This is a genomic window from Actinoplanes awajinensis subsp. mycoplanecinus (assembly GCF_001509495.1).
In the GTDB taxonomy this organism is placed as follows: Bacteria; Actinomycetota; Actinomycetes; order Mycobacteriales; family Micromonosporaceae; genus Actinoplanes; species Actinoplanes palleronii.
In genome coordinates this window covers 18,714-31,074 of record NZ_LLZH01000071.1, presented here as the reverse complement: position 1 = coordinate 31,074, position 12,361 = coordinate 18,714, and the positions used below count along the sequence as shown (strand labels likewise).

Genomic DNA, 12,361 nt, shown 5'->3' with positions numbered 1-12,361 from the left:
CGGCGGTGAATGTACCGGACCCCGCCGCGCGGCGGGGTCCGGGTTTGTCACTCGGTGCCCAGTGCCGTCACCGGGCTGACCCGGGCCGCCCGCCGGGCCGGCAGCACACCGGCCAGGGCGGTCAGTCCGACCAGGATCAGGAACGCCGCGGCCAGCTGCCACACCGGCACCGCGAGCGGCGCGTTCACGCCGATCGCCTGCAGGGCCAACCAGGCGTACGGGACGCCGAGCAGCAGGCCGAGCACCGCGCCGATCACGCCGTACAGGGCGGACTCGGCGGTGAGCATGGCGCGCAGGCCGCCGCGGGACATCCCGATCGCCCGGAGCAGCCCCGACTCGCGGACCCGCTCGACCACCGACAGGGCGGTGGTGGCGCCCACCCCGACCACGGCGATCAGCACGGTCAGGCCGATCAGCCCGAGCGCGATGCCGAGCAGCGCGGTCAGCGCCGAGGCGACCTGGTCACGCTGGTCGGCCAGCACGTCCACGGTGTAGTCGGACTGCCCGCCACCGACCGCGCGCATCGCCCGCAGCCCCTCGGTACGCCCGGTGTCCCCGTCGGTCGCCGCGTCGGCGAGCAGACCGGAGTACGTGGTGCCGGCCCCCAGCGCGGTCAGGTCGGCCGGGGTGACCAGCAACCCGCTGTGCAGCGGCCCGTCGTCGCCGAGCACCGCGGCCACGGTGAGCGTGACCTTCTTGCCCTTGTTGTCCACCTGGACGGTGTCACCGACGCCGAGGCCGGCCGTCTCCGAGATCCAGCCGGCGACCACCACCTTGCCCGGGCCGAGGTCGGCCAGCGAGCCGGTCCGGAAGTCCAGATCGACCAGCCGGGGCAGGGCGGCCATGTCCAGATCGGTCACCGGCACCCCGTCGAAGTCCGGGATCTTCGCCTCGATCCGCCGGTACGGCGTGACCCGGGTCAGCTCCTTCGCGGCCTTCGCCCGGTCCAGGAAGCCGGCCGGCAGGGTGCTGCCCTGGCCGCCGGTCAGCTCGAAGTCGGCCGGGGCGGACGCGGCCAGCTCCCGGTCGCCGAGCACCCGGATCGAGGCGCCGCCGACCAGCACACCGGCCACCAGCGTCACACCCAGCGCGACCACCACCGACACCGCCGCGGCCCGGCGGGCACTGCCGCCCACCCCGCCGATCGCCAGCCGGCCGACCGGGCCGAGCCGGCGCAGCGGCCAGCCGAAGACCGCCAGGACCGGCCGGACCAGCACCGGGCCGAGCGCGATCAGGGCGACGAACGCCAGCGCGCCGGAGGCGACCACGGCCAGCAGCATCGTCTGCGCGTCGTAGTTCTGCTCGTCCGGGCCGGGCAGGTTGGTGTAGACGTACCCGGCCAGCAGCAGCGCGGCGGCCAGCGGCAGCAGCCCGGCGACCCAGCGCAGCGCGCCGATCCCGGTCCGCGCGCCGGTGCCGGCCGCGGCCCGCAACGCCTCCAGGGGTGCGACCCGGGACGCGGAGACCGCCGGGGCGAGCACCGACAGCACGGTCATCACCACGGCCAGCAGGACGGTGCCGAGCGCCGGGAGCACCGGCACGCCCGGCGACAGCACCTTCCAGCCGAGCCCGCGCAGCGCCAGCGGGACTAGCTGCCCGGCGGCGAGGGCGGCGAGCACCCCGACCGTGCCGGTGACCAGACCGGTCAGCGCGCCCTCGGTGGCCAGCGCGCGGAACATCGCACCCCGGCCGGCGCCGACCGCGCGGAGCAGGGCCAGTTGGCGCATCCGCTGGGCGAAGACGATCCGGAACGTGCTGGCGGCGATCAGGCCGGCCGCCGCGACGGCGATCGCGACGAACATCGCGACCACGGCGAACACCTGGTCGATCTGGTCGGCGGAGGACCGCGCCTCCTCGAGCCGTACGTCGGCCCCCGTGGCCACGTGCGGGCGCTCGTCGGCCTTCACCGGCGCGAAGATCTGGTCGATCCGGGTCCGTGCCTGGTCACCGTCCGCGCCGGCGTCCAGGTCGATGTCGATCTGCTGGATGTACGGCTGACCGCTGAGCGCGAAGACGGTGGCGCTCGGCGCGTACGTGTCGTAGCCGAAGTCCTGCGGCGGCGCGACCACACCGACCACCTTGAGGGTGACCTTCTTCCCGGGCTTCCCGGTCTCGCTCCCCGGGTCGACCGCGGCGGTGGAGCCGACGTTCAGGCCGAGCAGCTGCACGGTCCGCGGGGTCACCGCGATCTCGTCGGCCGCGCTCGGGTACCGCCCCGACGTGACCGTGACCAGCGAGAGTGGCCCGCTGCCCGGATCCGCGGTGACGTTCAGGTACTGCCCGCCGTACTGGACGCCGATCTGGGCCAGGGCCGAGGTGCGGGAGACGCCCGGCACCGCGGTGACCGCGGCGAGGTCCTTGGTGGTGATGGTCCCCTCGCGGACCACCAGGTCGACGGCCTCCGGGGTGCCGCTGAGCCCGTCGAGCACACTGCGCTCGGTGATCTGCTGGGCCAGCACGGTGGCGTAGACGACGAACGAGGCGACCAGGACGGCCAGGCCGGTCAGCAGCATCCGGGCCGGGCGCCGGGAGACGCCGGCGAGCTGGGTACGCAGGACCGTGTTCACCGGGCGGCCGCCAGCGACTGCAGGGCGTCGGTCACCGAGGCGATGGTCGGCTGGTGGATCTCGCCGGCCAGCTGCCCGTCGGCGAGCAGCACGACCCGGTCGGCGTACGCGGCCGCGCCGGCGTCGTGGGTCACCATCACCACGGTCTGGCCCAGCTCCCGGGCCGAGGTGCGCAGCAGGCCGAGCACCTCGGCGCCGGACCGGGAGTCCAGGTTGCCGGTCGGCTCGTCGGCGAAGAGCACCTCGGGCCGCGACACCAGGGCCCGGGCCAGCGCGACCCGCTGCTGCTGGCCGCCGGAGAGCTCGCTGGGCAGGTGGCCGAGCCGGCCGCCCAGCCCGAGCGTGGTGACCAGCCGGTCCAGCAGCTCGGCGTCCGGCTTGCGGCCGCCGAGGTCGAGCGGCAGGGTGATGTTGCGTTCCGCGGTGAGCTGCGGGAGCAGGTTGAACGACTGGAAGACGAAGCCGATCCGCTCCCGGCGCACCTTGGTGAGCACCTTGTCGGACTGCTTGGTCAGGTCGCTGCCGCCGAGCAGCACCTGACCGGAGGTCGCGGTGTCCAGCCCGGCCAGGCAGTGCATCAGGGTGGACTTGCCGGACCCGGACGGGCCCATGATGGCGGTGAACCGGGCGCGCTCGAAGCCGACCGTCACCCCGTCCAGGGCGCGGACCGCGGTGTCGCCGGCGCCGTACACCTTCACCAGGTCGACGGCCGCGACCGCCGCCAGGGCGTCCCGGCCGGTCGGGGGTGCGGAATGCGTCTGCATGAATGCTCCAAGAAAGCTGTGAACCGGACGGGACGATCCTGATCGATCCCGTCCGGGCGCACATCGGCTCGCGGGCAGGGTCCCGGCGGCCGCGGATCTGCCTTTCGGCCGATGGTCCACCCCTCCCGGCCACCTACTCTGGGTGACGATGAACCGCATTCTCGTAGGCGCTCTGCAGGTCGCCGGGCTGGGCGCGATGGCGTTGCTCGGCCTGATCGACGTCAGCGCCGGCATGGCACAGAGCCCGCTCCTCGGCGTCCAGGTGCTGCTCGCGATGGCGGCCGCCGCGGTCTGGCTGCCGCACTACCGGCCCGGGTCGCGGTTGCTGCCGGCCGCCGCGATCGTGGTCTCCACCGCCTCGCTGCTCGTCACCGCGCTGATCTGGGTCGCCGACCCGTACGAGGGGCTGTGGGGGCTGGCCGAGTCGGCCGCGCTGCTGGTGGTGCTCGCCGTGGTGACCCGCCACGTCCGGACCGGCCCGGCCGTGCTCGCGCTGGTGATCACCGGTGCGGCGGTCAGCGTGATGCCGCTGCGGGCCGGTGACAGCGCCATCTACGCCACGTTCTGCCTGATCCAGGCGCTCGGCGCGGCCTGCGCCATCGGGGTCGGCGTCGCCTTGCGGACGATGGCCGGCAACCGGCAGCGGGCCCTGGATTCGGTACGGTCGGAGCAGCGCGCCGAGTTCGCCCGCGACCTGCACGACTTCATCGCCCACCACGTCACCGGCATCGTGGTGCAGGCACAGGGCGCCCGGTTCATCGCCGAGCAGGACCCGCAGCGGGTGATGCTCGCCCTCGAACAGATCGAACAGGCCGGCACCGAGACGATGGCCTCGATGCGCCGGATGGTGGGTGTGCTGCGCGACCCGGAGTCGAAACCGGACGCGCCGCTCGCCCCGGTCGCCGGGGTGCCCGAGCTGGCCCCGCTCGCCGAGCAGTTCACCGCGGCCGGTGGCCCGCCGGCCCGGCTGCACCTGGAGGGCGACCCGTACGGGCTGCCGGTCGAGGTGTCCACGTCGGCGTACCGGGTGGTGATGGAGGCGCTGACCAACGTGCGGCAGCACGCGCCGCAGGCGAACGCGGTGGACGTCTGGGTGCGGCGGGCCACCGACCAGCTGCTGATCCGGGTGGCGAACGACGGCCCGGCGCCACGCCCCTCCCTCGACCGGCCGGGGTACGGTCTGGTCGGCCTGACCGAGCGGGTCCGCGCGGCGGGCGGGCAGATCGTGTCCGGGCCGGGCGTCGACGGCGGCTGGGTCGTCGACGCGGTGTTCCCCCTGTGAGCCCCACTTCCTGGAGTGATCGTTGATACGCGTACTCGTCGCTGATGATCAAGCGCTGGTCCGGACCGGATTCGGCATGATCATCGGCGCGCAGCCGGACATGGAGGTGGTCGGCGAGGCGGCCGACGGCGTCGAGGCGGTCGAGATGGCCCGGCGGCTGCGGCCGGACGTGGCGCTCTTCGACATCCGGATGCCGCGGATGGACGGCCTGCAGGCGCTGCGGCTGCTCGCCGGGCCGGGCGTGGCCGACCCGATCAAGGTCGTCATGGTCACCACCTTCGACCTGGACGAGTACGTGCACCAGGCGCTGCGCAACGGCGCGGCCGGGTTCCTGCTCAAGGACTCCGGGCCGGCGCTGCTGGTCGAGGCGGTGCGGGCGGCGATGTCCGGTGACGCGCTGATCAGCCCGTCGATCACCGTGCGGCTGCTGGAGCACCTGTCGCACCCGGTGCCGCAGGGCGACGACGGCGGGCTCTCCCCGCGCGAGCTGGACGTGGTGCGGCTGATCGCGCGGGGACGGACCAACGCGGAGATCGCCGCCGAGCTGTTCATCTCGGTCGGCACCGTGAAGACCCACCTGGGCAGCGTGCACGCCAAGCTCGGCACCCGGAACCGGGTCGAGATCGCCGCCTGGGTCTGGGAACGCCGCCTGGTCAGCTGACCCCCGGTCGTGTGTGAACTTTCGGCGCGCTCCGCACCCCACCTTCACACGCACGACCGCTGAGGCCGCTGCGTGGGGACTTTCGGTGCGCTCCGCACCCCACCTTCACACACACGACCGCCGAGGCCGCTGCGTGGGGACTTTCGGTGCGCTCCGCACCCCACCTTCACACGCACGGCCGCTGAGGCCGCTGCGTGGGGACTTTCGGTGCGCTGCGCACCGAAAGTTCACACGCAGGGGGTTTCCGGGACCACCCACGGACGTCGCCCCGGAGGGCTTCGCGTTATGGACGCGCCGGCGGCCAGCGGAGCCCGCAGGGGTCCCGGCGGGAGCGACGGTCCGCACCCCAGCGGACGCACGACATCAAGCTCTTGAATTTGATCTTGAGGCGATCCGCTGGCGGCTGGTCAGCAGCGCCGCCACCGACGGCTCCGGGTCGGCCGGGCGCATCTGCGAGACGATCTGGCGGGCCGCCGCCCGGGCCGGATGCAGCCGGTGCCGGATCAGCCGCGCGCCGATCCGCATCCGGGCGCTGCGCGGAACCGGCGTCGACGGCTGGTAGCCGAAGTAGGTCAGCCGGTCGCCGAACTCGGCCTCGCACTGGCGCACCTCGTCCTCGGTGAGCCGGGAACGCCAGCTCTGCACCCGCTCGGTGGTGACGTCCTGGTGGGTCAGCTTGTGCCAGGTCTTGTACTCCGGGACGGCGACCGAGGCCAGCTGGGACGGCTTGGTCATCGCCGGGTCGAAGTCCTCCTCGAGGAAGTCGCAGATGCCGCGCAGGTGCGGTTCCGGGTCGGCGACCAGGTCCTCGTAGCGGACCTGGTGATAGACGTCCTTCGGGTAGCGGCGGGTGGCGAGCAGCGAGGCGTCGGCGGACTGGGTCCAGTACCCGATCAGCTTGTCGAACTCGTTGCCGCTCCACGGGGTCTCCTTGAGGGAGGCCACGCAGTCCCGGCCGTCGCGCATGATGTTGATGATCTGCGCGTCCGGGAAGAGCCGCAGGACGGCGGGCAGGTGCCGCAGGTAGAGCGGGCGCTTGTCGCCCCAGCGGGGCTTGCCGAACCGTTCCGAGTACATCTTGAACACCGTGCCGATCGCCGAGCCCAGCGTGGGCGGCGCGGCGACCACCGCCTCGACCGCCTGCTCGCGGTCTAGGCCCAGGTCCTCGAACTGGTGGGACTCGCTGATGAACGCGCCGAGCGCCCGGCGGTTCGCGGCGTCGTTCAGGTCGCCGAACGTCCTGCGCTCGGTGTACGCCTCGAGCAGGAACCGGGTCTCCGGCGGCAGCGCGATCCGTGGATGCGCGTGCAGCATGAGCTGCAGCATCGTGGTGCCGGAGCGCGGACATCCGACCACGAAGATCGGCCGGTCACTGGACACGCCGGCCACCGCACATCAACAACATGTCGCTCCTCTCCCCACCCCGTGATCTTGAAGACTTCGCAAAGATTCCGCAATGATCCTGTGACGACAGTCGACCCGTGCTGTGCGGAACCTGTGAAAGACCCCTGGCACGGCATCGATGCCCGGCTCCCCCACTGTGCGGGGAACCGGGCATCGTCGGATCAGGGCGGAAATACTAACCCGTACTCACCATAATGTCAGCATTTGTCCGGACTGGCCGGGTGGACAGCCAGCAGCCGGCCACGATCAACAGGAAGCCGGCGACCGTGCCGGCGCCGATCGACTCGTGCAGCAGCGCCACCCCGAGCAGCGCCGCGACCACCGGGTTCGCGTAGGTGACCAGACCGGCCCGGTTCGAGCCGGCCAGCGCGATCAGCTGGTAGAACGCCAGCATCGCCAGGGCCGTGCAGAGCAGGCCGAGCCCGGCCAGCGCCAGCCAGGCGTTCACGCCGACGTCGCCGGGCACGGGCGGCAGCCGGAACAGCGCGAACGGGACCAGCACCAGGGTGCTGATCGTGGTGGTGCCGGCGGTCAGCGCGTCCGGCGGGACGTCCGCGAGATGCTGCTGGACCAGCTTGGTGGCGAACGCGTAACTGAGCGCCGCGAGCAGCACCATGGCCGCGCCGAGCAGCCCCCAGCGGTCGCCGGACACGTCCAGCCCGACCAGCACCACCACCCCGGCGAACCCGGTGACCAGGCCTACCGTCCGCAGCCCGGTGATCGGCTCGGAGCGCGACATCAGCAGCGCGATGACCACCGGCTCGATCGCGATCAGGATGCCGGTCAGCGATGAGCTGATGTGCGTCTCGCCGTACGCGATCAGCAGGAACGGCCCGATCACGTGCACCGCGGCGAGCGCCAGCACCGTCCGCAGCCGGCCCCGGAGCGTGTCCAGGGAACCGCGCAGCGCGGCGATCGGCAGCAGCACCGCGGCGGCGATGGCACAGCGCCCGGCGACGACGACCATCGGCGACAGGTCGACGAGGGCCACCTTGATCAGGAAGTACGGGATGCCCCACAACACCGAGACAAGAACGAAGAGGAGCCAGGCACGTCGATTCACCCCCTCAGACTTCCCGCGTACGGTAGTAAGCGGTAGTGCTGACCTGCTGATGCCGTCGTAAGCGTTTCTTAATAGAGGATCAAGCTGATGATCGATTCCCGGCGGCTCCAGGTCCTCGCCGAGGTCGCCCGGCAGGGCAGCTTCAACCGCGCCGCCGCCGAGCTGCGGCTCACCCCGTCCGCGGTGTCCCAGCAGATCAGCGCGCTGGAACGCACCCTCGGCACCCCGGTGGTGCGGCGCAGCACCCGCGGGGTCGAGCTGACCCAGGCCGGCCTGGTCCTGATCGACGCCGCCGAGGCGATCACCGCCGAGCTGCTCACCGCGCAGCGCGAGATCGACCGGCTGGCCAGCGTGCGCGTCGAGCGGCTCACCGTGGCCACGTTCACCAGCGGCGGGCAGCGGTTGTTGCCGGCCGCGCTGACCCGGTTCACCGCGGCGCACCCGGCCGTCGAGCTGACCGTGATCGAGAGCGAGCCGGAGGACAGTCTGCCGCTGCTCCGCTCGGGTGCCGCCGATCTGGCGCTGGCGTACCACTTCAACGGCCCGCCGCCGATCGCCGACGGGGACCGGTCCGGGCTGTCCTGGACCCCGGTGCTCGAGGACCCGATGTGGATCGTGCTGCCGGCCGGTCACCCGCTCGCCGGGCGGTCCGAGCTGGCCCTCGCCGACCTGGCCGCCGAGCGCTGGGTGCAGGGCTGCGTCGGGCAGAGCGACCTGCTCGACCACTACGCGGCCCTCGGCGGTTTCGAGGTGCGGGTCGCCTGCCGGGGCACGGACTACCAGTTCGCGCAGTCGCTGGTGCGGGCCGGGGTGGGCGTCAGCATGATCCCGGAGGTCGCGCTGACCACCGACCCGGCCGGCCTGGTCGCGGTGCCCCTGGCCGGGCCCGGCCCGTGCCGGTACGTCGGGGTGGCGCTGCCCCGACGGCGTCCGGCCCCGCTCGCGGTCGCCCTGGTGCGCGCGCTTCAGGAGGCGCTGGGCTCGCTGCCGGAGAACGCGCTGACCCGTACCCAGTAACGCTTGATCGTGCCGATCTCGGTCTCCCGGATGTCCTCGAGGACCCCGCCGCCGCCCTCGATGGTCCGCGCCGACGCCACGTTCGCCACGTTGCAGGTGATCAGCACGCGGTCCAGGCCCCGGTTCCGCGCCTCGACGAGCATCTCGCCCAGCGCCCACGAGGCCAGGCCCCGGCGGCGGGCCGACGGACGGACGCTGTAACCGATGTGCCCGCCCGCGTCCAGCAGGAAGTCGTTCAGCTCGTGCCGCAGCGCGATCGCCCCGAGGTAGCGGTCCCCCTCGACGATCCAGCGGAACGTGCAGTGCACCCACCCCTCCGGCACCGGCCGGGCCGGATCCGCCAGGGCGAGCAGGCCGTCCACCCACGCGGCGAACCCGGCCGGGGTGTCCGGGTCGGGGCCGAGGCGCAGGCCGGTGCCGTCCTGGTGGGTGTCCCTTCCGAACTCGTCGCGGGACTCCAGCCAGCTGTCCCGCAGCCGGGCGGTGGGCACGATCAACTCAGGCATGCCGGGGACCGTACCGCCCGGTCAGCCTCCGGCGGCAGCGATTTTCAGCAGCCGCTGGATCTGGGCCTGCCGGGTGACGGTCATCCGGGTGGCCAGGTCCTTCGCCGGTGGGTAGGCGCCGCCCGACGACTCCATCAGCAGGGTCTCCATGCCGTTGTGCAGGGTGCCGAGCAGCAGGCTCACCGCCGTCCGGTCGAAGCCGGCGCCCTGCGCCGCGGCCAGCTCATCGAAGTCCGCGTCCCGCAGCGCGTGCAGGTCGCCGTGACCGGCGTGGGTCTCGGCCGACGGATCGACAGTGACCGGTTTCGACCAGCCCAGCAGCCAGCGTTCCATGGTGCCGCTCTCGCTGTGCCACTGGCCGCGCAGCTCGGTGGCGATCGTGCGGAGTGCGGGGTTCGCGGCGCGCCGCTCCGCCAGGGTGAGGATCTTGTCGCCCTCGGCGATCTGCGCCAGACCCATCTGGAGGAACATCACGTCGACGTCGTTGATCGGCGTCGCCGGCGGGCTCTCCGGGCTGCCGCATCCGGTCATCAACAGGATGATCACGGCCGAGGCGGCCCGGCGAACCGGGCCGCTCGGTTTCCTCTTCGTCGCGGACATCGCTTACAGCGCGGTCCACAGGGCCGGGACGTTCGGCGGCTCCCAGCCGTTGAGCGCGGTGTGCTGCTGCCGGCACTGGTACGACTTACCGGCGTAGGTGACCTTGTCGCCCACCTTGTAGGCGACCCCCGCCGCCCAGGTGGTGGTGCCCGAGGTCGGCGTCGGCGTGGGGCTCGCCGTCACCGTCGGGGTCGGCGTCGGGGTGGGGCTCACCGTGGGGCTCACCGTCGGGGTGGGTGTCGGGGTCGACCCGCCGCCGCCGATGTTCACGTCCACACAGGAGTAGAACGCGTTCACCGTGTCGGCGATGTTCCACCGGGCCAGCACGGTCTGCCGGCCGGTGAAGCCCTTCATGCTGACCGTGTGCGACTTGGTCGCCCCGGGCTGCGCGCCGCCGTCGTTGAACGACGCCAGCTGGGTGTTGCCGATGAAGTATTCCCAGGTCGAGGTCGAGTGCCGGGCGGTGAGCACCCAGTTGAAGGTGACCGACTGACCGACCGTCGCGGCCGGCCAGCTCTTGCCGTTGTCGTTCAGCACGGTGAAACGGCTGCCGCCGCCGTTGCACTGCGTCGAACCCTTCGGCGCCTCGACGCTCTGCGGCTCGTAGACGATGTCGCCGCAGCCGGAGACCGCGCCGCTGGCGCAGTTGGCCTGACGGCTGGGCGGGGAGGAGATGTAGCCGTGCGCGAACGCCGGGGTAGCGGCCACGAACAGCGAACCGGCGACCGCGCCGACGGTCAGGACTGGCAGGGTGAATCGGCGTCTCATCAGGTACTCCTCGGGTGAGAGTGAGGGACGACGTGTTCACCAACGTAAATTAAGTCCGCTTAACAGTAAACAGTGTTAAGGATTCTTTAGGGTATCCGCACACGCCGATCCCTCAACCGCCTTCCAGGTCCCGGCCGACACCACTTCGGACCGTCATTTTCCGGTACGCATACCGGGCGCGCGTCCGTAGGCCACGAGCCGAGTCCCGCCCGTGAGGCGAGCGCGACACCGCCCATCGGCACGGCCGCAACGCGCCTCCCGCAAGCCCGCCGGCGGTCAGGCGCGGCGCTCGAGGAAGTCGTAGACGTCGCGGTTGTCGACACCCGGGAACGTGCCCGGGGGCAGCGCGGCCAGCAGGTGCGAGTGCACCCGGGCGCTGGGCCACGCGTTGCCGGACCACCGGCTCACCAGGTCGCTCGGCGGGCGCCGGCAGCAGTCCGGGTCCGGGCAGTTCGAGACGGTACGCGAGGCCGTGTCCCCACCCCGGAACCACCGCGCGTGCTCGTACGGCGTCCCCACCGTCACCGAGAACTCGCCGGACCGGGTCGACTCCACGTGCACCGTGCACCAGTACGTCCCGGCCGTGGTGTCGGTGAACTGGTAGAACGACGAATACGGGTCCTCGGCCTCGAACACCGTCCGGGACGCCCACTTGCGGCACACCGGCTGGCCCTCGATCGCCCCGGTCACGTCGGACGGGAAGCGCACGTTGTCGTTCTCGTACGCCTTGTAGACGATCCCGCTCTCGTGCACCCGCGCGAAGTGCACCGGGATCCCGAAGTGCTGGGTGGCCAGGTTGGTGAACCGGTGGGCCGCGGTCTCGTAGGACACCCCGAACGCGTCGCGGAAGTCGTCGATCGCCAGGGCCCGGTCGGCCTTCGCCTCGGTGAGGAAGTCGACCGCGAACTTCTCCGGCATCAGCAGCGCCGCCGCGAAGTAGTTGACCTCGACCCGCTGGCGCAGGAAGTCGCCGTAGTCGGCCGGGTCGTTGTGCCCCAGCACGAAGTGCCCGAGCGTCTGCAGCACCACCCCCCGCGGGTCGTGGCCCTTCCCGCTCGCCACCTGCGGCAGATAGATGCGGCGGTTCTTCAGGTCGGTCACCGACCGGGTCGAGCTGGGCAGGTCGTTCACGTAGTGCAGGGAGAACCCGACCTGCGCGGCGACGTCCAGGATCCCGCGCTGGGAGAGCGGCCCGGTGGTGTGCCGTACCGAAAGAAGGATCTTGTTGGCGGCTTTCTCGATCTCGGCGAAGTAGTTGTTGCGCTGCCGCATCTCCACCCGCAGCTGCGCGTTGGCGCGGCGGGCGACCTCCGGGGTGGCGCTCTGCTCGGTGAGCACCCGGTTGAGCTCGCGGTGCAGGCCGATCAGCGACTCCAGGGCGTCCGGCGGCAGCCGCCGGCCGCCCTTCACCACCGGCAGGCCGAGCGCGGCATAAGCGGCGTTCTTCTGCAGGTGGGTCAATTCGATCTCCAGGCCCGCGCGCCGGCTCGGCGCCTCCGGTCGCAGAAGATCCTGCATGGGTACGCCCAGTGCCGCGGCGATCGCCTGCAGGACGGAGAGTTTCGGCTCCCGTTTCCCGTTCTCGATCAGCGAGAGCTGCGACGGCGCGCGGCCCACCGCCTCACTGAGCTGGTCGAGGGTCATGCCCCGGGTGCGTCGCAGGTGCCGGAGACGCTGGCCCAGGGTCACCAGGTCGACGGAGGAGTCAGGTGAAGGTGAAGCGGTCACG

Annotated in this window: 11 protein-coding genes; 3 read left to right on the top strand and 8 right to left on the bottom strand. The window is 72.1% G+C overall.

The features are described 5' to 3' along the window. Positions 1–47 precede the first annotated feature (47 nt). Together ADL15_RS11280 and ADL15_RS11275 are read right to left on the bottom strand one after the other, a co-directional pair. Positions 48–2,567, bottom strand: coding sequence for an FtsX-like permease family protein (locus ADL15_RS11280; RefSeq protein WP_067688068.1), 2,520 nt, complete (start codon positions 2,565–2,567; stop codon positions 48–50). Then, positions 2,564–3,331 carry an ABC transporter ATP-binding protein gene (locus ADL15_RS11275; RefSeq protein WP_067688065.1) on the bottom strand — a complete coding sequence of 256 codons (768 nt, stop codon included), beginning with the start codon at positions 3,329–3,331 and terminating at the stop codon, positions 2,564–2,566. The genes ADL15_RS11280 and ADL15_RS11275 overlap by 4 nt, the downstream gene beginning before the upstream one ends. A gap of 148 nt (positions 3,332–3,479) precedes the next feature. On the opposite strand from ADL15_RS11275, the gene ADL15_RS11270 reads away from it, so the two are divergent. Further along, positions 3,480–4,613 (top strand): sensor histidine kinase, encoded by a 1,134-nt coding sequence (locus ADL15_RS11270; RefSeq protein ID WP_083971155.1) that lies wholly within the window; start codon positions 3,480–3,482, stop codon positions 4,611–4,613. 22 nt (positions 4,614–4,635) lie between these two features. After that, on the top strand, positions 4,636–5,274 hold the full coding sequence (locus ADL15_RS11265) for a response regulator (RefSeq protein WP_067688063.1): 639 nt from the start codon (positions 4,636–4,638) through the stop codon (positions 5,272–5,274). A 363-nt stretch (positions 5,275–5,637) separates the two neighbouring features. Here the strand turns inward: ADL15_RS11265 and ADL15_RS11260 are convergent, their stop codons facing one another. Both ADL15_RS11260 and ADL15_RS11255 read right to left on the bottom strand, forming a co-directional pair. After that, the gene (locus ADL15_RS11260) at positions 5,638–6,654 is read right to left on the bottom strand and encodes a sulfotransferase family protein (protein ID WP_067688300.1); all 1,017 of its coding nucleotides are present in this window, start codon (positions 6,652–6,654) and stop codon (positions 5,638–5,640) included. Between the two features lie 199 nt (positions 6,655–6,853). Next, on the bottom strand, positions 6,854–7,741 hold the full coding sequence (locus ADL15_RS11255; protein ID WP_067688060.1) for a DMT family transporter: 888 nt from the start codon (positions 7,739–7,741) through the stop codon (positions 6,854–6,856). 87 nt (positions 7,742–7,828) lie between these two features. Here ADL15_RS11255 and ADL15_RS11250 point away from each other — a divergent pair, with 87 nt between their 5' ends. Further along, complete coding sequence (locus tag ADL15_RS11250) at positions 7,829–8,758, top strand: LysR family transcriptional regulator (protein ID WP_067688057.1); 930 nt, start codon at positions 7,829–7,831, stop codon at positions 8,756–8,758. Here the strand turns inward: ADL15_RS11250 and ADL15_RS11245 are convergent. From ADL15_RS11245 to ADL15_RS11230, 4 genes are all read right to left on the bottom strand, one after another. Continuing rightward, positions 8,707–9,264 carry a GNAT family N-acetyltransferase gene (locus ADL15_RS11245; protein WP_067688054.1) on the bottom strand — a complete coding sequence of 186 codons (558 nt, stop codon included), beginning with the start codon at positions 9,262–9,264 and terminating at the stop codon, positions 8,707–8,709. The two genes, ADL15_RS11250 and ADL15_RS11245, sit on opposite strands and share 52 nt — an antisense overlap. Before the next feature lie 21 nt (positions 9,265–9,285). Next, a complete protein-coding gene (locus ADL15_RS11240; protein WP_067688051.1) occupies positions 9,286–9,864 on the bottom strand; it encodes a DUF305 domain-containing protein in 579 nt (192 codons plus the stop codon). Positions 9,865–9,867: 3 nt separating this feature from the next. After that, positions 9,868–10,632: a lytic polysaccharide monooxygenase gene (locus ADL15_RS11235; RefSeq protein ID WP_067688048.1), complete on the bottom strand. Its 765-nt coding sequence runs from the start codon at positions 10,630–10,632 to the stop codon at positions 9,868–9,870. Between the two features lie 276 nt (positions 10,633–10,908). Then, positions 10,909–12,360 (bottom strand): XRE family transcriptional regulator, encoded by a 1,452-nt coding sequence (locus ADL15_RS11230; RefSeq protein WP_083971141.1) that lies wholly within the window; start codon positions 12,358–12,360, stop codon positions 10,909–10,911. Between the last annotated feature and the right edge of the window lies 1 nt (position 12,361).